Annotated in this window: 22 protein-coding genes; 17 read left to right on the forward strand and 5 right to left on the reverse strand. The window is 60.0% G+C overall.

The genetic code is table 11. From position 1 onward, the window contains the following. The first annotated feature begins 13 nt into the window (after positions 1 to 13). Positions 14 to 1,024 (forward strand): capsular polysaccharide export protein, LipB/KpsS family, encoded by a 1,011-nt coding sequence (locus IFT59_RS06185; protein ID WP_192086360.1) that lies wholly within the window; start codon positions 14 to 16, stop codon positions 1,022 to 1,024. Here IFT59_RS06185 and IFT59_RS06190 read toward each other — a convergent pair. Next, the gene (locus tag IFT59_RS06190) at positions 1,021 to 1,863 is read right to left on the reverse strand and encodes an aldo/keto reductase (RefSeq protein WP_192086361.1); all 843 of its coding nucleotides are present in this window, start codon (positions 1,861 to 1,863) and stop codon (positions 1,021 to 1,023) included. The two genes, IFT59_RS06185 and IFT59_RS06190, sit on opposite strands and share 4 nt — an antisense overlap. 196 nt (positions 1,864 to 2,059) lie before the next feature. On the opposite strand from IFT59_RS06190, the gene nthA reads away from it, so the two are divergent. From nthA to IFT59_RS06220, 6 genes are all read left to right on the forward strand, one after another. Further along, complete coding sequence (gene nthA / locus IFT59_RS06195; protein WP_192086362.1) at positions 2,060 to 2,737, forward strand: nitrile hydratase subunit alpha; 678 nt, start codon at positions 2,060 to 2,062, stop codon at positions 2,735 to 2,737. Beyond that, complete coding sequence (gene nthB, locus IFT59_RS06200) at positions 2,734 to 3,393, forward strand: nitrile hydratase subunit beta (protein ID WP_192086363.1); 660 nt, start codon at positions 2,734 to 2,736, stop codon at positions 3,391 to 3,393. The genes nthA and nthB overlap by 4 nt, the downstream gene beginning before the upstream one ends. A gap of 43 nt (positions 3,394 to 3,436) precedes the next feature. Beyond that, on the forward strand, positions 3,437 to 3,769 hold the full coding sequence (locus IFT59_RS06205; RefSeq protein ID WP_249407505.1) for a nitrile hydratase accessory protein: 333 nt from the start codon (positions 3,437 to 3,439) through the stop codon (positions 3,767 to 3,769). A 45-nt stretch (positions 3,770 to 3,814) separates the two neighbouring features. Beyond that, positions 3,815 to 4,003 (forward strand): type II toxin-antitoxin system HicA family toxin, encoded by a 189-nt coding sequence (locus tag IFT59_RS06210; RefSeq protein ID WP_174196548.1) that lies wholly within the window; start codon positions 3,815 to 3,817, stop codon positions 4,001 to 4,003. 3 nt (positions 4,004 to 4,006) lie between these two features. After that, the gene (locus IFT59_RS06215; protein ID WP_092660675.1) at positions 4,007 to 4,438 is read left to right on the forward strand and encodes a type II toxin-antitoxin system HicB family antitoxin; all 432 of its coding nucleotides are present in this window, start codon (positions 4,007 to 4,009) and stop codon (positions 4,436 to 4,438) included. An 84-nt stretch (positions 4,439 to 4,522) separates the two neighbouring features. Then, positions 4,523 to 5,647 carry an ATP-dependent DNA helicase gene (locus tag IFT59_RS06220; RefSeq protein ID WP_062581019.1) on the forward strand — a complete coding sequence of 375 codons (1,125 nt, stop codon included), beginning with the start codon at positions 4,523 to 4,525 and terminating at the stop codon, positions 5,645 to 5,647. A gap of 6 nt (positions 5,648 to 5,653) precedes the next feature. On the opposite strand, the gene IFT59_RS06225 is transcribed toward IFT59_RS06220, so the two are convergent. Next, positions 5,654 to 6,370 carry a MerR family transcriptional regulator gene (locus tag IFT59_RS06225; RefSeq protein WP_249407506.1) on the reverse strand — a complete coding sequence of 239 codons (717 nt, stop codon included), beginning with the start codon at positions 6,368 to 6,370 and terminating at the stop codon, positions 5,654 to 5,656. A gap of 340 nt (positions 6,371 to 6,710) precedes the next feature. Here IFT59_RS06225 and IFT59_RS06230 point away from each other — a divergent pair, with 340 nt between their 5' ends. After that, positions 6,711 to 7,463, forward strand: a complete 753-nt coding sequence (locus IFT59_RS06230; RefSeq protein WP_174196551.1) for a pyridoxine 5'-phosphate synthase — start codon at positions 6,711 to 6,713, stop codon at positions 7,461 to 7,463. A gap of 277 nt (positions 7,464 to 7,740) precedes the next feature. After that, positions 7,741 to 9,006, forward strand: coding sequence for an NAD(P)/FAD-dependent oxidoreductase (locus tag IFT59_RS06235; RefSeq protein WP_446737809.1), 1,266 nt, complete (start codon positions 7,741 to 7,743; stop codon positions 9,004 to 9,006). A 53-nt stretch (positions 9,007 to 9,059) separates the two neighbouring features. Here IFT59_RS06235 and IFT59_RS06240 read toward each other — a convergent pair whose 3' ends face one another. After that, positions 9,060 to 10,004: a bifunctional helix-turn-helix transcriptional regulator/GNAT family N-acetyltransferase gene (locus IFT59_RS06240; protein ID WP_192086365.1), complete on the reverse strand. Its 945-nt coding sequence runs from the start codon at positions 10,002 to 10,004 to the stop codon at positions 9,060 to 9,062. Between the two features lie 85 nt (positions 10,005 to 10,089). Next, positions 10,090 to 10,974: an SDR family oxidoreductase gene (locus tag IFT59_RS06245; protein WP_192086366.1), complete on the reverse strand. Its 885-nt coding sequence runs from the start codon at positions 10,972 to 10,974 to the stop codon at positions 10,090 to 10,092. A gap of 117 nt (positions 10,975 to 11,091) precedes the next feature. On the opposite strand from IFT59_RS06245, the gene IFT59_RS06250 reads away from it, so the two are divergent. Further along, positions 11,092 to 11,499 (forward strand): winged helix-turn-helix transcriptional regulator, encoded by a 408-nt coding sequence (locus IFT59_RS06250; RefSeq protein WP_192086367.1) that lies wholly within the window; start codon positions 11,092 to 11,094, stop codon positions 11,497 to 11,499. A 51-nt stretch (positions 11,500 to 11,550) separates the two neighbouring features. Here the strand turns inward: IFT59_RS06250 and IFT59_RS06255 are convergent, their stop codons facing one another. Continuing rightward, positions 11,551 to 12,600 (reverse strand): NAD(P)-dependent alcohol dehydrogenase, encoded by a 1,050-nt coding sequence (locus IFT59_RS06255; RefSeq protein WP_062457989.1) that lies wholly within the window; start codon positions 12,598 to 12,600, stop codon positions 11,551 to 11,553. Between the two features lie 189 nt (positions 12,601 to 12,789). Here IFT59_RS06255 and IFT59_RS06260 point away from each other — a divergent pair, with 189 nt between their 5' ends. The 7 genes from IFT59_RS06260 to IFT59_RS06290 all read left to right on the forward strand — a co-directional run bounded on the left by IFT59_RS06260 (position 12,790) and on the right by IFT59_RS06290 (position 19,086). Continuing rightward, the gene (locus IFT59_RS06260) at positions 12,790 to 13,695 is read left to right on the forward strand and encodes an AraC family transcriptional regulator (protein ID WP_062456341.1); all 906 of its coding nucleotides are present in this window, start codon (positions 12,790 to 12,792) and stop codon (positions 13,693 to 13,695) included. Between the two features lie 166 nt (positions 13,696 to 13,861). Next, positions 13,862 to 14,512 carry a TetR/AcrR family transcriptional regulator gene (locus IFT59_RS06265; RefSeq protein WP_062456344.1) on the forward strand — a complete coding sequence of 217 codons (651 nt, stop codon included), beginning with the start codon at positions 13,862 to 13,864 and terminating at the stop codon, positions 14,510 to 14,512. A 39-nt stretch (positions 14,513 to 14,551) separates the two neighbouring features. Continuing rightward, on the forward strand, positions 14,552 to 15,571 hold the full coding sequence (gene ilvC, locus IFT59_RS06270; RefSeq protein ID WP_192086368.1) for a ketol-acid reductoisomerase: 1,020 nt from the start codon (positions 14,552 to 14,554) through the stop codon (positions 15,569 to 15,571). Between the two features lie 192 nt (positions 15,572 to 15,763). After that, positions 15,764 to 16,081 (forward strand): FtsB family cell division protein, encoded by a 318-nt coding sequence (locus IFT59_RS06275; protein ID WP_092660691.1) that lies wholly within the window; start codon positions 15,764 to 15,766, stop codon positions 16,079 to 16,081. A 183-nt stretch (positions 16,082 to 16,264) separates the two neighbouring features. Further along, positions 16,265 to 17,323 carry a pyruvate dehydrogenase (acetyl-transferring) E1 component subunit alpha gene (pdhA, locus tag IFT59_RS06280; protein WP_192086369.1) on the forward strand — a complete coding sequence of 353 codons (1,059 nt, stop codon included), beginning with the start codon at positions 16,265 to 16,267 and terminating at the stop codon, positions 17,321 to 17,323. A gap of 19 nt (positions 17,324 to 17,342) precedes the next feature. Continuing rightward, a complete protein-coding gene (locus IFT59_RS06285) occupies positions 17,343 to 18,782 on the forward strand; it encodes a pyruvate dehydrogenase complex E1 component subunit beta (RefSeq protein ID WP_192086370.1) in 1,440 nt (479 codons plus the stop codon). A 25-nt stretch (positions 18,783 to 18,807) separates the two neighbouring features. Beyond that, positions 18,808 to 19,086: a hypothetical protein gene (locus tag IFT59_RS06290; RefSeq protein ID WP_162728313.1), complete on the forward strand. Its 279-nt coding sequence runs from the start codon at positions 18,808 to 18,810 to the stop codon at positions 19,084 to 19,086.

Here is a 19,086-nt window from a genome sequence, read left to right on the forward strand (position 1 = left end):
CGGGGATATTCCATTGCAAAAGGGCTGGCTGCCGAAACCTGGAACGCGCATCGGTGCGACCTTCTATGTCCGGCAGTCGCAGCCCTTCCTGCGGCATTACTTCGGCGTCGAGGCGCTTGAACCGACGCTTCGGCCGGGGATCGGCGGGGTCGTTCTGTGGGGCGGTCGCATTCCCGCAAAGGCGGCCCGACTGATTGCCGCACTGCGCGGCCTGCCGAGCTGGTATCTGGAAGACGGGTTTTTACGCTCGGTGGGTCTCGGCAAGCAGAACGCGCTGCCGATTTCGATCCAGATCGACGACCTTGGCATGCCGGTAAGGGCCGCCGTTCCCTCGCGCCTGGAAAAGGTGATCGCGGCATCTGCCGACGATTGGGATGCTGCATCCCTTGGCAGTGATATCCGCACTGCGCTGGTGTCTGAAAAGCTGTCGAAATACAACAACCTGCCGCATCGGGAGCTGAAACTCGAGAGATCGCTGCGAAAGCGCATCCTTCTGGTTGACCAGGTGCTCGGCGATGTTTCGGTGCCGATGGCGGGCGGCTCGCCGGACAGCTTTTCTCGGATGCTCAAGGATGCGATCGCGAGCGGTGCTCAATGCGTGGTGCGCACCCATCCGGATGTGATGGCCGGCTTCCGCAAGGGCTATCTGACCGAACAGGCAGCGAAAGCGTCCGGCGTGATTCTCCTGTCGGATGCAGTCTCGGTTGCCTCCATTCTCGATGTGGTGGATGAAGTCTGGACGGTCTCCAGCCAGTTCGGGCTGGACGCGCTCCTGCGCGAAAAGCCGGTGCGGTGTTATGCCGGTCCGTTCTATGCGGGCTGGGACCTGACCGAAGATCACCTCGGTGGGGGCGCGCAGGCCACTCTGTCTCGTCGGACCGCCCGTCCCACCATCGATCAGCTGGCAGCGGCAGCCTTCGGCCTATACCCGGTCTATCGCGACACGAAGAGCTTTGCCGAAATCGACGTCTTCAAGGCGATCGAGACGCTCGCGGACGAGCGCCGACGGCTGAATCTCGACTAGAGCATTTCCAGCGGCTGCTTGCGTTCCGGCGGCGGGAAGGCGGCGTCGAGAGCCTCCCAGTCCTCGTCGCTGATGTCGAGGTCGACTGCACCGGCATTCTCCTCGACGCGGGACGCAGTCGAGGATTTCGGAATGGCGATCACCTTGTCCCGCTCCAGCAGGAAGGCGAGAGCCACCTGCGCCGGTGTTGCCTGATAGGCCTTGGCGATGCGGATCAGCTCGGCATTGCGCAGGATCCGGCCCTGCTCGATCGGGGAATAGGCCATGACCGGGATGTCGTGATCCTGGCACCAGGGCAAGAGGTCGAACTCGATGCCGCGGCGCGACAGATTGTAGAGAACCTGATTGGTCGCGCAGTTGCGTCCATCCGGCACCTCCATCAATTCCTCCATGTCCGCGACGTCGAAATTGGAGACACCCCAGGCGCCGATCTTGCCGCTGCGGCGCAGTTCCTCGAACCCGGCGACCGTTTCTTCGAGCGGATGCTCGCCGCGCCAGTGCAGAAGGTAAAGGTCGAGCCGATCAGTTTTCAGGCGTTCGAGACTGGCCTCACAGGCCTCGATGACACCGCGGCGGCTGGCATTCCAGGGATAGACCTTGCTGACCAGAAACACCTCGTCGCGCCGGCTTTCGATGGCTTTTCCTGTGAGCTCTTCCGAAGCGCCTTCGCCATACATCTCCGCTGTGTCGATCAGCGCCATGCCAAGGTCGAGCCCGCGCCGCAGACTTTCGATTTCGGCCTTGGCGTCGTTCGGAGCCTCGCCCATTTTCCAGGTTCCAAGGCCAAGCGCTGGAACCGAGATGCCGGAGGGCAGGGTGACGGTTGGAATATCGGTCATCTTCGACCTCGCTGGTGAGTGATCTGATGTCAGATAAGGCGCTCCGTCGTGATGCCAAGCCTCCGGTTCGTCCGGTGGCGGCAAAGGCTTGCCGGGCATGATGAAGGCGCATACGCTGAACCGACGACGACAACGTTTGCATCTCCGCGATGCGGACGTTGGCAAAAGTACCCCGCAGCGATCATGAGGTCCGGCCATGCACGACGATCACGAACACCACCATGGCCACTCTCCCGACCACGGGCACGACCACTCTCACCACCATGGTCGCCACCATGACCACGGGCACGACAACCGATACACCGACATGCAGGCGCGGGTGAGGGCGCTTGAGACGGTGCTGGTCGAAAAGGGCCTGATTGATCCGAAAGCAGTCGATGCGATCGTCGAGACCTACGAGACGAAGATCGGGCCGAAGAACGGCGCCCGCGTGGTAGCGAAAGCGTGGAGCGATCCGGCATTTGCAGACTGGCTGAAGGCAGATGCGACGGCGGCGATCGCCAGCCTCGGCTATGCCGGTCGTCAGGGCGAGCATATGCGCGCCGTGTTCAACACCGTGGATACCCATAACCTCATCGTCTGCACGCTCTGCTCCTGTTACCCGTGGGCCGTGCTTGGCCTGCCGCCGACCTGGTACAAGGCGCCGGCCTATCGCTCCCGTGCGGTGATCGATCCACGCGGCGTGCTGGCCGAATTCGGCTTGGCTCTTCCCAAAGAGACGAAGATCCGCGTTTGGGATTCGACAGCCGAGCTGCGCTACCTCGTCATTCCGGAACGACCTGACGGGACGGACGGGCTGGACGAGCAAGCGCTTGCCGCACTGGTCAGCCGAGACGCGATGATCGGCACGGCGGTCGCAGGGGTGCCATCATGAACGGCCCGCACGACCTTGGCGGCCAGATGGGTTTCGGCCCGGTGGCGCCTCAAAGCAGCGAACCCTATTTCCATGCGGACTGGGAGCGCCGCGCGCTGGGCCTGACGCTGTCCTGCGGTGCATTTGGCGCATGGAACATCGATGAAAGCCGGCATGCGCGCGAGAATATCCCACCGGCGAGCTATCTCTCGGCCAGCTATTACGAGATCTGGACCCGGGCGCTGGAAGTGCTTCTGGAACGGCACGGTTTTGCGACCAGCGCGGAAATTGCCTCGGGCACAAAACAGGTCGAACCGGCGGTGCCCAAACGCATCTTGAAAGCCGAGATGGTTGCGGGCGTGCTTTCCAAAGGCGGGCCGTGCGACCGGCCGCTGGAGACAAGGCCAGCCTTTGCCGCGGGCGATCGTGTCCGCACGAAAAACTTCAACCCGGAGACCCACACGCGATTGCCGCGTTACGCACGCGCCAAGACCGGCGTGGTCGAGGCGGTGCAGGGCGCTTTCGTGTTCCCGGATGACAATGCCCATGGCAAGGGCGAAAACCCGCAATGGGTCTATACCGTCGTTTTCGATGCGTCAGAAATCTGGGGCGAGGGCGCCGATCCGACGCTGACGGTTTCCGTCGACGCGTGGGAGAGCTATCTTGAGCGCTTCTGAACATAGATGCGATAGCAAAACCGACCTTGCGGATTCGCCGGGCTTGCCGGCGTCACCGGAGGGTGATCCGGTATTTCCCGAGCCCTGGGCGGCCGAAGCCTTCGCGATGACCGTGCACCTGCACGAGCGCGGCGTGTTTACTTGGCCGGAATGGGCAGCGGCATTGTCGCGCCAGGTCCATCAGCCCGGCAGGGCAGACGATGGAAGCGATTATTTCGACTGCTGGGTGGCAGCGCTATGCGACCTCCTCGAAGAGAAACGTGTCGCCGACGAAGCGACGATCCTTAACCTACAGCAAAGCTGGCAGCGCGCGGCGGAAGCCACGCCGCATGGCATGCCGATCGAGCTGAGGAACGATCCGCACCGACAGAGTTGAAAACAGGCATCTTGAAAATACACATCAAGTGTGTATAGATAGCCCATGAAGAGTGGCGACATCATCTCTGCGTTGAAGGCTGATGGCTGGTACGAGGTCGCCAGGAAGGGCAGTCATGTCGAGTTCAAGCATCCAAGGAAGCTTGGTCGGGTAACTGTCCCTCACCCTAAGCGAGATATTCCAGTCGGAACGCTCAAGAGCATCGAGAAGCAAGCCGGACTAAATTTGAGGTAAGCCATGCGCAATTATATCGCACTGATTCATAAGGATGCCGACAGCGATTTCGGCGTTTCCTTCCCGGATTTCCCCGGTGTTGTCACTGCTGGTCGGGATCTGGATGAGGCGCGGCGCATGGCTGAGGAAGCGCTGGCGTTGCATGTCGAAGGATTGCTGGAAGATGGCGATGCCATTCCTGAACCGGCTTCGCTTGATGCAGTGATGGAAAACCAGGACAACAGGGACGGTGTTGCGATTCTTGTTTCTCTAAAGACCGAGGGCAAAAAGGCTGTTCGCATCAACATCACGCTTCCCGAAGACATGCTCGCCTCGATCGACGCTTTCGCCGAGGCGAATGGATTTACCCGATCCGGCTTTCTCGCCCGTGCGGCCAAGCATGAGATGGAGTCAGCTCATTCGGGCAATGGCCGGAAGCGAGCGCTGGCCGTCTGAACCAGCTTCCTTCATCCCAGGCTTCCATTCATCTTTCGTTCTTTTCAGTTGCGCTGGCAGGCAGAATCCTGCCAAGTCGCGGCCATGCAATTTGCGCCGCAACAAGACGAGGCCTTGAAGGCCGTTTCGAAATGGCTGAAGGAAGGCCGTAGCCAGGTTTTCCGTTTGTTCGGGTATGCGGGCACGGGCAAGACGACGCTTGCCAAGCATTTCGCTGAGCACGTCGATGGCGACGTGCTGTTTGCCGCTTTTACCGGCAAGGCGGCGCAGGTGCTGCGGTCGCGCGGCGCGCGCAACGCCAAAACCATTCACTCGCTGATCTATCGCCCCCGGGGCGAGGAAGAGGTTGAAAACGAGGAAACCGGCAAGACCTCCGTGTCGCCGATGTTTTCGATCAACCGCCAGAGCCCGCTCACCAAGGCCGCTTTGATCGTCATCGACGAATGCTCGATGGTAGACGAACAGCTGGGCCGTGACTTGTTAAGCTTCGGCACGCCTGTTCTGGTTCTGGGTGATCCCGGCCAGCTGCCGCCGGTCACAGGCGGCGGGTTCTTTACCGAACAGGAACCGGATTATCTGCTGACCGATATCCATCGCCAGGCGCAGGACAACCCGATCATCCAGCTCGCCATGACCGTGCGCGAAGGCAAGGAGATCATGCGTGGCGATTACGGCAAGGCGAAGGTAATTTCCCGCAACGAGGTGACGCAGGAACTGGTGATGGAGGCCGATCAGGTTCTGGTCGGAACCAACCGGACCCGCAAGCGCTACAACCAGCGCCTTCGCGAACTGAAGGGCTTTACCGCCGATTACCCACAGTCCGGCGACAAGCTGGTCTGCCTTCGCAACGATCAGGTCAAGGGCCTGTTGAACGGGTCGCTGTGGCAGGTGATGAGTTCGTCGCGAGAAACCGTCAAGCCCGGTATCAACCTGATGATCCGCCCGGAAGACGACGACATGGATCGCGGTGCAGCCAAGATCAAGCTGCTGAAGACCGCGTTTGAGAGCGACGAGGAAATTCCGTGGTCGACACGCAAACGCTATGACGAATTCGATTACGGCTATGCGCTGACCGTCCACAAGGCGCAGGGTTCTCAGTGGCAGAACGTCGTTCTGTTCGACGAGAGTTTTGCCTTTCGCGATACGCGGGAGCGCTGGCTCTACACGGCGATCACCCGCGCTGCCGAAACGCTGACGATCGTCCGCTAGAGCGGTTCAGTTGAGGACGACACCGGCCACCAGTGCCTTGGCGATTGCCTGAAAACGGTTGCTCGCCTCGAACTTGTCGATCAGCGCGATCTCGATTCGGCGCATTTCGTCGAGATCAATCTCAAGCTCGCGGGCTATCCTTGATGCGGAATATCCATCGCTCATCAACGACAGGCATCGGCGTTCGATATCGGCAAGCGGCGGACAGGCTGCACGCCGGCTGGTCTCGGCAAGGTCGTCGGTGTCCTGCGACACTAGGGTCTCGATCTGCTGCATCTGCCGCCGGATCTGGGAGATCTCTGCGGTCATCTCCCGTTTGCGTTGTTGAAGTGCGATACTGAAGATGTCGTCGGCCTTGGCCTGGCTGGCGGCTCCTGCCAGCTCCGACAGGAGGTCCTGGATCATCACGATGCCGATGCCGACCTCGCGGCAGGCCGTGATAACTGCCATGCGACGGATCTGATCTGATGCGTAAACCCGCATCGGGGCCGTTCCGCGTCCCGTTGCACGGCCTGCGACCAGCAGCCCTTTTTCCTCGTAGAAATGCAGTGTCCGGTGCGTTACGCCGAACAGGTCCGCCACGTCGGCAATCGGCACAGGCTGATCCGGCAGCTCGAACGGCAACTGGATTTGCGGGAAAAATCTGATCGCCAGGAATTCCGGCGACAACAGGCAGGAGGGCTGGGAACTCTGGCTCGTTGCATCAAACAAGTCGCTTCGCATCGGATCCTTCGGTCGCTACCTGGTCCTGCTCGATTGCATCCACAGGCCGCTTTATGCGTCATGATGAGCGGATGATCTTCGGTAAAAGGAATGCGGACCCGATTGATCGTGACAGCAGAATTCGCCTCGCCGGCCTCATGTGCCGCATCTTGCCGACTTGGCGAATTCTGCATGAAGACAACGTACGTAAAGTTTTAACGATTACTACTCCGGATTTTTGTAGATTATAATATGCTTACGTATCGGAAAGATCTATTTTCTACGTAATGTTCCCAAACGGTGGTCAACACGCTGCGCATGTCCTAAAAGCAGGCTGACATTTCTCGCTTCGGACGCTGCCATGACCACTACGCTCTCCGTCAATCTCAATGCTGTCGCCATGCTCCGCAATCGCCGCGATCTTCCGTGGCCGAGCGTTGAAGCTTTGGGGCGGATTGCGTTGCAGGCCGGGGCATCCGGACTGACGGTTCATCCGCGTCCCGACCAGCGCCACATCCGCTTTTCCGACCTGCCGGTTCTTCGAGCCCTGATCGACGACGAATTCCCGGACGCAGAATTCAACATCGAAGGCTATCCGAGCGAGGATTTCCTGGCGCTGTGCGAACGTATCCAGCCGGAGCAGGTGACATTGGTGCCTGACGATCCGGCCCAGGCGACGTCCGACCACGGTTTCGATTTCCGTGCGACAGGCGAAATGTTGAAGCCGATTGTGGCGCGCTTGAAAAAGGGCGGCATGCGGGTTTCGCTGTTTGCCGATGGTGACGGCGATGTCGAAGCGGTGGCGCTTGCCAAGGCGACCGGTGCCGATCGGATCGAACTTTATACCGGTCCCTATGGCGGCTGTTTCGACAATCCGGAACGCGGCATCGAATTTCTCGAGCTGTTGGGAAGGACTGCGGATGCTGCATTGGCGCACGGCCTTGGCGTCAATGCCGGGCACGACCTGACGGTCGACAATCTCCCCGCGCTGGTGAAGCGCATTCCGGCGCTTGCCGAAGTCTCGATCGGCCACGGGCTGACGGCCGATGCGCTGGAATACGGAATGGCCGAGACGGTGCGTCGTTTCTGCCGCGCCTGCGGTCAGACGATCTAACTGAACCCGCAGCCGCGGCTCTCTCTTCGACCATGAGGCTGTCAACGTCTGGTGCCGTCACGGCAGGCTTGTAACCGCGTGAAGGCGACGGGTCGGATGCTGCCCCCAAGCGGCGCTATCGAGCGCCTGAATGCCTTGCATCAGGCGGCTCCCTGCCTTGCACAAAAGGCAGATGGACAAAGTGCCGCAGTTCCGTTGACTGAGAACTTGATTAAGACCTGCATCATATTGCGCTGCAGCATTTCATTGTCATTCGTCATTCGGGGAAGCATCCATCGTGATCAAGCATAGAGTTGTCGTCGTCGGGGGAGGTTTCGGGGGATTGCAGACGGTGCATGGGCTGAAAGGTGCCGATGCCGACATCACGCTGATCGATCGTCGCAACCATCATCTGTTCCAGCCGCTCCTCTATCAGGTCGCGACGACGGTGCTCGCCACGTCGGAAATCGCATGGCCGATCCGCAGGCTGTTCCGCGATCGCCGCGATGTCACGACGGTGCTCGATGAAGTTCTCGGGATCGACAAGGGTGCGAAGACGGTGAAGCTCGCGTCCGGCCGTATGGTGCCCTATGATACGCTGGTTCTCGCAACCGGCGCACGCCACGCCTATTTCGGCCGCGACGAATGGGAAAGTGTCGCGCCCGGCCTGAAGACGTTGGAGGATGCGACGACATTGCGCCGCCGCATCCTGCTCGCATTCGAGCGGGCAGAGATGGCGGAAAAGACGTCGGAGCTGGATTCCGAGCTGACATTCGCGATCATCGGCGCCGGTCCGACAGGCGTGGAAATGGCCGGCATGATCGCGGAACTCGCGAACAAGGTGCTGCCGAAGGAATTCCGCAAGATCGACACGACCCGCACACGGGTGATGCTGATCGAGGCAGGTCCCCGCGTGCTGCCGGCTTTCACCGAGGATCTGTCGGCCTATACGAAGACGGCGCTCGAAAAGCTCGGCGTCGAGGTTCATACCGGCAAGCCCGTCACCGCGATCACCGAGGAAGGCGTCACCGTTGGCGACGCGTTCATTCCCTGCAAGACGGTGATCTGGGCAGCCGGTGTTCAGGCATCGCCCGCAGCGCGCTGGATCGGCGCGTCGGCGGACCGGGCAGGGCGCGCCGTCGTCGGTCCGGATCTGTCAGTCCCCGAGCAGCCCGAGATCTTTGTCATCGGCGATACCGCGCTGGTCTCGCAGGACGACGGCAAGCCGGTGCCCGGCATCGCGCCGGCCGCCAAGCAGCAGGGTGAGTACGTCTCGAAAGTCATCAAGACCCGGCTCGCCGGCAAGCCTGCGCCGGCGGCGTTCCACTACCGTCACCAGGGCAGTCTCGCGACGATCGGCAAACGTGCGGCAGTGATCGATTTCGGCAAGTTCAAGCTGACGGGTGGACTTGCCTGGTGGATCTGGGGGCTTGCCCATATCTACTTCCTGATCGGCACGAGATCACGCGCCGCCGTTGCCTGGAGCTGGCTGTGGATTTATCTGTCCGGCCAGCATAGCGCGCGGCTGATCACCCAGAAGGAAACGCTGAAGGACGAGTCCTGATCGTCTGGCAGGGTATGGATCCTCGGGCGTGATCCGGGGATCCAAGCACGATCTCAGACATCGGCCCGTGGAACGTCCGTTAGATCGAGTTCCCAGGTCTGGCCGATGCATTCCGGGCCGAACATCGCATGTCTCTCCTCGGCGACAAGCGTGAAGCCGGTGGCCTCGTAGATGTGAAGGGCAGCCTTCAGCACGTCATTGGTCCACAGCGAAAGCTTGGTATAGCCTGCCGCCTTCGCGAAGGCGATGCAGTGCTCGACAAGGGTCCTGCCAAGGCCGAGGCCACGGCCTGCAGGATCGACATAAAGGACGCGCAGCTTGGCGATGTTCTGGCCGGCGTCGGCGACCAGAACCGAGCCGATGCGGCGTCCGTCTGTCTCGGCAATCCAGCACCGCTCCCTGTCCGGATTGAAGTTTTGGATGAACCGTCCCGCCACCTCGGCAACGAGACCTTCGAACCGGTCGTTCCACCCGTATTCCCGCGTATAGGCAACCGCCTGCGCCTCAATCAGCCAGCCCATGTCGCCGGTTCGGTGTTCACGGATCACGACCGGTGCCGTGGAGCGCTCTGTGGTTGCCAGGATGCCGTGGATAGTAGCCATCGCGGTGACCAATCTGTCTCGATCACCGTCGCTGACGCCGGAAAGCTCGCGGGCGATCTGCGCTCTCGATCGCGTGCCGAGCATTTCGTATTCCGCTTTCCCCGGCGCGGTAATCGTCAGGATTTGACTGCGCCGGTCCAACGGGTCGGGTTCGCTCTCGAGAAAGCCTGCTTCGCGGAATTTCTTCAGGATGCGGCTGAGATAGGCAGGATCGAGCCCGAGTTCACGGTTGAGCTCGGTGGCCGAAATCCTTTGGCGCGCACCGATCTCGTAGAGGATACGCGCTTCCGTCAGCGTGTGGTCGGTATCGAGGTACCCTTTCGACAGCACGCCGAGCTTGTTGGTGTAGAAACGGTTGAAGGCGCGGATTGCCTCGAAGGTCTCTGCTCTAGACATGATGATCTTCCCATTCAGGAGGAAAGATGTTCCGGTATTTAGTTGACTGAGTCAACTAAATACCGGAACTGCGTCGCCTGTTGTCTTACGCGGTGAGGTCGGCCTTGCGGCTGTCGAAATAGGACGCAAGCGATTGGGGCTTTGCACCTGTCAGCGTCTCGTAATCGTCGGTCACCAGATCAAAGTTGCCCGCCTTGATATTGGCGTCGGCGGATACGAGCATCTTGATCAGGAAGTCGGGAAGCCCCGCATTGGCCATTCCGCCTGCAAGTTGCTCCTCGGTGACCTTGACGACCGCAAGCGGCTTTCCCGTGACCTTCGAAACCAGTGATGCGATCTCGTCCGCGCTGAGGCTTTCCGAGCCCGTCAATGTCACCGTCCTGTTGCCGGCCGGGGGATTGGCGAGCGCTGCTGCGGCGGCGCGGGCGCAGTCATCGCGCGCGATGTTGGAAAGCTTGCCGTCGCCCATGGCCGTGTACCAGGTGCCGGTCGCGAGGTTATGCGGCATCGACATCAGGTAATTGTCGCCGTACCAGGCGTTGCGCAGGATCGTGTAGGACAGCCCCGTCGCCTTGATGGCCTCCTCGGTCCCGAGATGATCCGGCGCGAAGCTCACCAGCGATCTGTCCGGGTTCGGCATAGATGTGTAGAGGATGTGCTTGACGCCGGCCTTTTCAGCAGCGGCAACGGCAGCCTTGTGCTGCTTGAGGCGACCGCCCGGCGTGGCGAGATCATCGGTCGAGATGATCAGCACGCGATCGATCCCTTTGAACGCCTCTACCAGCCCGGCTTCGTTAGTGAAATCCGCCTTGCGGGTTTCGATACCCTTGGCCGCAAGCTCCGACAGTTTGGATGGATCACGGCTGGCGGCAACGATATCGCCGGCCGAAACCTTCGATGTCTCTAGGAGGTGATGAAGAACGGCGCGGCCGAGCTGACCGGCGGCACCGGTGACGAGAAGTTTGGTCATACTGCGTTTCCTATCTTTGTAAGTCTCAAAAAGAGACTAACACTAGAATAGGAATTGACGACCTCCTGTAAAGGAGGCAGTTTTGAGGGAGATCGTTACCAAAAGGGAACCACCGCAATGGCCGTTAACGCACGCAAGCCGACGCTGGCTGAGCGACCCTGTGACACGTCGACGTGGGATGACGGGAACTGTCCGGTCCGGGACGTGATGAACCAGATCGCAGGCAAGTGGTCGACGCTCATTCTTCAGGCGCTTTCGGAAAAGCCGTACCGGTTCGGCGAGCTGCGGCGGCTTGTGCCCGATATTTCCCAGCGGATGCTGACGCAGACGCTGCGGGATCTGCAGCGCGACGGTTACATCGATCGGCAGGTGTTTCCGACCAAGCCGCCAAGCGTCGAATACCGGATGACGCCGCTAGGCTACTCGCTGTTTGAACCACTCTCGGCAGTGCTTGCGTGGGCGGCAAGCAACCACGCCAACGTCAGGGCGGCACGGTCGAAGTTCGACGCGGGCGATCTTCGCTAAAACAAAGGGCGGCCCGAAGACCGCCCCTGTCATTCCACTATGTCACATGGATCAGGCGTCGAGCGACGCCATGTCGATGACGAAGCGGTAGCGCACGTCGCTCTTCAGCACGCGCTCATAGGCTTCGTTGACGTCCTGGATCTTGATCATCTCGATTTCCGAAACGATGTCGTGCTTGCCGCAGAAATCCAGCATGTCCTGGGTTTCCTTGATCGAGCCGATCATCGAACCCGACAGGCTCTTGCGGCCCGGGATCAGCGAGAAGGCATGAACCGGGATCGCATGCTCCGGTGCACCAACAATGACCATCGAGCCGTTGACCTTGAGCAGGCCGAGATAGGCGTTCCAGTCGATCGCCACGCCGGCCGTGCAGATGATCAGATCGAATGTGCCGGCAAGCTTGGTGAAGGTTTCCGCGTCGCTCGTCGCGTAATATTCCTTGGCGCCGAGCTTCAGGCCGTCTTCCTTCTTGGAGAGGCCCTGCGAGAGGACGGTGATATCAGCGCCCATCGCGGAACCGATCTTGACACCCATATGGCCGAGACCGCCCATGCCGACGATCGCGACCTTCTTGCCAGGGCCAGCCTGCCAATGGTGGAGCGGCGAATAGAGCGTGATACCGGCGCACAGCAGCGGAGCGGCAGCGTCGAGCGGAAGATTGTCCGGGATCGACAGGACATAGCCTTCCTTGACGACGATGTGATCGGAATAGCCGCCCTGGGTGGCCGCATTGCCGTTCAACGTATCCACGTCGTTATAGGTCTGGACGAGGCCTGGCATATACTGTTCGTTGTCGACATCACGCGCCGCGCAGCCGACGCAGCTATCGACGAAGCAGCCGACGCCGACGCGGTCGCCGACCTTGAATTTGGTGACGGCCGAACCGACGGCGGTAACGATGCCGGCGATCTCGTGACCGGGAACGATCGGGTAGACGGCGTTCTTCCATTCGTTGCGGACGGTATGGATGTCGGAATGGCAGATGCCGGCAAATTTGATATCGATCACCACGTCATCTTCGTTCGGCTCGCGGCGCTCGAAGGTAAACGGTGTGAGCGGCTTGGTGGCGTCGGTCGCGGCATAGCCTCGTGCAATAGCCATGGAAAACTCCATTCATTTTCAGTTGAAATCAACTGCCGGACTATGCCGATCCGTCGTCACAAGCGTTAGATCGATCCTGCAAGCTTCTTGCACGATCCTACAAATTCCGTTTTCGGATACTACCTCTGTCTTGTGCCTGATATGGATTTGCCATGTCAGTGCCGGAACGCGCGACGGTGGTAAGACTTCATGACAATTTCCTTCATGCCCTATCAGGAACTGACGGCACTCGCTGCCCGGCATGCAGTCGAAGGCAATGATGGCACGACTGCGATCGAAGGGTTGCGGCTGCACCGATGTTCGGCTCCAACAGCGCCGCTTCATACGGCCTATTCTCCCAGTTACACGCTGGTGCTACAGGGCTCCAAGAGCCTGACGCTTGGCCGTGAGACGTATCGCTATGGCGTCGGCCAGTATCTGCTGACCTCGCTCGATCTGCCCGTCGCGTCCTGGGTGGTGGAGGCCAGCGGCGATATTCCCTACTACTGCCTCTGCCTTGATCTGAAGATGGAGCGGCTCCACGAATTGTTCGACCGTATCAACTTCCAGCCAGACTCTCTTGCAAGTGAGGGATACCGCGGGTTGACGGTCAACCATGCGTCGCCTGATCTGATCGATGCGACAACCAGACTGGTGCGGTTGCTTGATACGCCATCCGATATCGCTGCGATGGTGCCGCTTATCGAACAGGAGATCTTCTACCGCCTGCTGACCTCGCCCGATGGGCCAAGGCTTGTCCATATGGCCATGTCGGAAACGCAGAGTTCCAGAATCGCACGAGCCGTCAGTTGGTTGCGATCAAATTTCCATCGTCCGCTCAAGATCGAGGATCTGTCGGATCACGTGGGAATGAGCCCGTCCTCGTTCCACCATCACTTTAAGGCCGTGACGGCTCTCACGCCTGTCCAGTTCCAGAAGCATCTCCGCCTTCACGAGGCGCGCCGGTTGATGCTGGTCGACGGGCTGGATGCAGGCAATGCCGGCCACCGTGTCGGTTACCAGAGCCCGTCCCAGTTCAGCCGCGAATATGGCCGTCTCTACGGCATGTCGCCGAGCCGTGACATCAGCGCAGTGCGTGAGCCGTCCGCCGGCTGACGCGGATTAGCGAGAGTTCTCTCCCGGCTTGGCCGACCAAACTCTTCCCGCATCTTATTCACAGGACCCGCCAGAAGCACTTGACGGGCATTTGAAATCATTTATACCGGCAGAACCGTACCGTACGGTACTTCAGAGGTGAGCCGTGAGAACCGAAACCGCAGATATGCCCGACTTTTCGCCGCGCCAGAACGAGGTTCTGGAGCAGGCGCTGCGTCTGCTCGTCGAAGGCGGGGAGAAGGCGCTCACCACATCCGGGCTTGCGCGCGCCGCAAGCTGCTCGAAGGAAAGCCTCTACAAGTGGTTCGGCGACCGTGAAGGCCTGCTGGCGGCGATGATCGCCCACCAGGCCGCCAAGGTCCGCACTTTCGAGCGCTCCGGCGAGCGGCTGAGCGCCGAGCTTCTGCGCGAGCATCTCGAACTTTTCGCACGCGATCTGCTGGAGGTTCTCTCCGGCGACGTGTCGCTGGCGCTCAACCGGCTGGCGATCGGCCAGTCGGGACCGGGTGCCGGACCGAACGGATCCAAGCTCGGCAAACTGCTGGTCGAGCACGGCCGCCGCCAGATCGATCGTCGCGCCATGGCGCTGATCGATGCGGGCAAACGGGTAGGTCTCCTGCGGTTCGACAACGCGGATGCCGCTTATCATACGCTTTACGGCCTGATCGTCTCTGATCTGCATGTTCGCATGCTGCTCGGCGAACCGGGGCTGAAGGATACTGCACGCCAGGCGGAAAGAGCCATCGATGCCTTTCTGTCGCTGTATCGCACCGAGAAACAGCCGCTGGAGGTGTTGCGCACCTCCTCGGCCCGCTAATCATCAACAACAGTTACGTTCATAGGGAAGGAACATACGATGCGCGTTTATTACGATCGGGATGCTGATCTCAATCTCATCAAGTCCAAGAAGGTTGCCATCATCGGCTACGGTTCCCAGGGTCGCGCCCACGCGTTGAACCTGAAGGACAGCGGTGCCGGCAACGTCGTCATCGCACTGCGTGCCGATTCGCCGACCGTCAAAAAGGCCGAAGCCGATGGCTTCAAGGTCATGACCGTTGCCGAAGCTGCCGCCTGGGCAGATCTGATGATGATGGCGGCTCCCGACGAGCTGCAGGCAGACATCTACAAGGCCGACATCGCCGGCAACATTCGCGACGGCGCTGCGATTGCTTTCGCCCACGGTCTCAACGTCCATTTCGGCCTGATCGAGCCGAAGGCTTCCGTCGACGTCGTCATGATCGCACCAAAGGGCCCAGGCCATACGGTTCGCGGCGAATATCAGAAGGGCGGCGGCGTTCCTTGCCTCGTTGCCATCGACCAGAACGCGTCCGGCAATGCGCTTGAGATCGCTCTCTCCTACGCTTGTGGCGTTGGCGGCGGCCGGTCCGGCATTATCGAGACCACGTTCAAGGAAGAGTGCGAAACCGATCTGTTCGGCGAACAGGCCGTTCTCTGCGGCGGTCTCGTCGAACTGATCCGCGCCGGTTTCGAAACGCTGGTCGAAGGCGGTTATGCGCCTGAGATGGCCTATTTCGAATGCCTGCACGAAGTGAAGCTGATCGTCGACCTGATCTATGAAGGCGGTATCGCCAACATGAACTACTCGATCTCCAACACGGCCGAGTGGGGCGAATACGTCACCGGTCCGCGCATCATTACCGCCGAGACAAAGGCCGAGATGAAGCGGGTTCTGACCGATATCCAGACCGGCAAGTTCACGTCCGACTGGATGCAGGAATATCGTGCCGGTGGCGCCCGCTTCAAGGGCATTCGCCGCATGAACGACAAGCACCAGATCGAGGAAGTCGGCACCAAGCTTCGCGCCATGATGCCATGGATCGGCAAGAACAAGCTGGTCGACAAGGCCGTCAACTAAGCGATTTTTGCAGATTGAAACGGAGGCCGGAGCCGAAAGCTCCGGCCTTTCGCATTTCTGGGTGACGTCGAGCGGGTGAAGTCGCCGGTCGAGGCTCCCCGGTCAACCATTGCTTAAGCAAGTTCTGCGATTCTCTCGCAGTTCGGATCGATCCTGATCCAGTTTAGCGTAATGGGTAGGCGTCTCGTGAGCATGTGGACCAAGCATCACAAGAAAAGAAAATTCGGTCGTTTCGTCCTGCCTGCCATCACGATCGCATTCGTTTCCTATTTCGGATATCATTCCGTGCATGGCGAACTCGGGCTGATCGCGACGGAGAAATTCGAGAAGCGGCGGATCGAGCGGGTTGCCGAACTGACAAGGCTGACCGACGGTCGCAGGGCGTTGGAGCGTCAGGTCCAGTTGATGAGCGACGGGTCTCTCGAGAAGGACATGCTCGACGAGATCGCCCGTTACCAGCTCAACGTCTCCAAGCGCGACGAAATCGTGATCTTCAACAACTACTTCTAAATTAACCACAAGCTGGTTAATTTCACAATTCAGCAACGATATCAGTGATTTAATTTGGATGTGAGCCATGCAATTATGGCATTGCTGGTCCGTGCTTTCTTCCCTATGTTACGCTCCGAAACCAGGGTGCGTCATTTTGACATGATGTCCCCTTTATAAAGAGCAGCACACAGGGAGGGATCGATGGCGCAAGCTAAAACCGCGTCTACGTCCGGCCGCAAAACGGCGGCAAAGTCTGCAACCCAGAACGTTTCAAAGGATTTTACCGGCAAGAATATGTCGGACTTCGGCAAGGATGACGAGCTGCACGCGTATCGCGAAATGCTGCTCATCCGCCGCTTCGAGGAAAAGGCCGGCCAGCTTTACGGCATGGGCTTCATCGGTGGTTTCTGTCACCTCTATATCGGCCAGGAAGCTGTCGTCGTCGGCATGCAGATGGCGCAGAAAGAGGGCGATCAGGTCATCACCGCCTATCGGGACCACGGCCATATGCTGGCAACCGGCATGAGTGCCCGTGGTGTGATGGCGGAACTGACGGGGCGTCGCGGCGGCTATTCCAAGGGGAAGGGCGGCTCGATGCACATGTTCTCCAAGGAAAAGCAGTTCTACGGCGGCCACGGCATCGTCGGCGCACAGGTGTCTCTCGGCACCGGTCTTGCCTTCGCCAATGCCTATCGCGGCAATGACAGCGTATCGGTCGCCTATTTCGGCGATGGCGCTGCCAACCAGGGCCAGGTGTACGAGAGCTTCAACATGGCTGCTCTCTGGAAGCTCCCGATCGTCTACATCGTCGAGAACAACCGTTATGCGATGGGCACATCGACCGCCCGCGCGACGGCGCAGTCGAACTATTCGCTGCGTGGCTCCGGCTTCGGCATTCCCGGCATCCAGGTGGATGGTATGGATGTTCGCGCCGTTAAGGCCGCCGGCGACGAGGCGCTCGCTCACTGCCGTTCCGGCAAGGGTCCGATCATTCTCGAAATGCTGACCTACCGCTACCGTGGTCACTCGATGTCCGACCCGGCGAAGTATCGTTCCAAGGAAGAAGTGCAGAAGATGCGCTCCGAGCAGGATCCGATCGAACAGGTGCGTCTGCGCATCCTCGACGGCGGCTGGGCGACCGAGGACGAACTGAAGACGATCGACAAGGACATCCGTGACGTCGTCTCGGATTCTGCAGATTTTGCCCAGAACGATCCGGAGCCGGATGTATCCGAGCTCTACACCGACATTCTGCTGTGATCGCGGGGAGGGAACCTCAATGCCAATCGATATCCTGATGCCCGCGCTTTCTCCCACAATGGAAGAAGGCACGCTCAGCAAGTGGCTGAAAAAAGAAGGTGACAAGGTCACCTCCGGCGACGTGATCGCCGAAATCGAGACCGACAAGGCGACCATGGAAGTGGAAGCCGTCGATGAAGGCGTGATCGGCAAGCTGCTGATCGAGGCCGGCACCGAAAACGTCAAGGTCAACACCAAGATCGCAATCCTGCTTGCCGAAGGTGAAACCGCCGACGACATGAAGGCTGACAAGCCTGCACAGGAAAGCGCGCCCCAGGGAGATGCTCCGAAGGCTGATGCCGACACTCCGGCTGCGACCTCCGATGCTGCCGGCGGCAAGGCCCGCGAAGCCAAGGACGAGACACCTGCTGACGCCAAGGTTCCGGCCCAGCCGAAGATCGAAATTGCTGCCGATCCGGACATTCCAGCCGGCACGGAAATGGTGATGACCACGGTTCGCGAAGCACTTCGCGATGCCATGGCCGAAGAAATGCGTCGCGATGGCGATGTGTTCGTGATGGGTGAGGAAGTCGCCGAATACCAGGGCGCCTACAAGATCACGCAAGGGCTGCTGCAGGAATTCGGCGCGCGTCGCGTCGTTGATACGCCGATCACCGAACACGGCTTTGCCGGCGTCGGCGTCGGTGCTGCCATGGCGGGCCTGAAGCCGATCGTCGAGTTCATGACGTTCAACTTCGCCATGCAGGCGATCGACCACATCATCAACTCGGCTGCCAAGACGCTCTACATGTCCGGCGGTCAGATGGGTGCGCCGATCGTGTTCCGTGGTCCGAACGGTGCCGCTGCCCGCGTTGGCGCGCAGCACAGCCAGGATTACGCCGCCTGGTACAGCCAGATCCCCGGCCTCAAGGTCGTCATGCCCTATACGGCTGCCGATGCGAAGGGTCTTTTGAAGGCTGCGATTCGCGATCCGAACCCGGTCATCTTCCTGGAAAACGAGATCCTCTACGGACAGCAGTTCGAAGTGCCGAAGCTGGACGATTTCGTACTGCCGATCGGCAAGGCGCGTATCCACAAGACGGGCAAGGACGTCACCGTCGTGTCCTTTGGCATCGGCATGGCCTATGCCACGAAGGCGGTTGCCGAACTCGAGAAGGACGGCATCGATGTCGAACTGATCGATCTTCGCACCATCCGTCCGATGGACCTGCCGACCGTGATCGAATCGGTGAAGAAGACGGGTCGTCTGGTCACCGTCGAGGAAGGCTATCCGCAGTCGTCGGTTGGCACCGAGATTGCCACCCGCGTGATGCAGCAGGCCTTCGACTATCTCGATGCGCCGATCCTGACGATCGCCGGCAAGGACGTGCCGATGCCTTACGCCGCCAACCTTGAAAAGCTGGCGCTGCCGAATGTCGGTGAAGTCGTTCAGGCGGTGAAGACCGTCTGCTACAAGTAAGGATCCGGTTATGCCGAAATCTTCTGTGAAGCAGATTCTGCCGGTTTCCGGTTCTTGGTTCCGAGTGATCGGCACCAAGAACAACCCGGTCTTTGAAAGAATTGTGTTCTGGGCCTTGGTCAAGACCGAAGACACCGAGGTGATCGTCGGTGTCCCGCGCGAAGAGATTGGCGTGATTGGTGCCGTAGACGGCTGGCTTGAAGACGTTGCCGGTTACATCGAAGTGACGCCTGAGGACGTCACCCGGCTGACGGAACATCCTGACGAACTTGCCCAGTTTGAACTTGTGTGGGCGGAGGATTAA

This window comes from Rhizobium sp. CFBP 8752, assembly GCF_014842035.1.
GTDB classification, from domain to species: Bacteria; Pseudomonadota; Alphaproteobacteria; order Rhizobiales; family Rhizobiaceae; genus Neorhizobium; species Neorhizobium soli.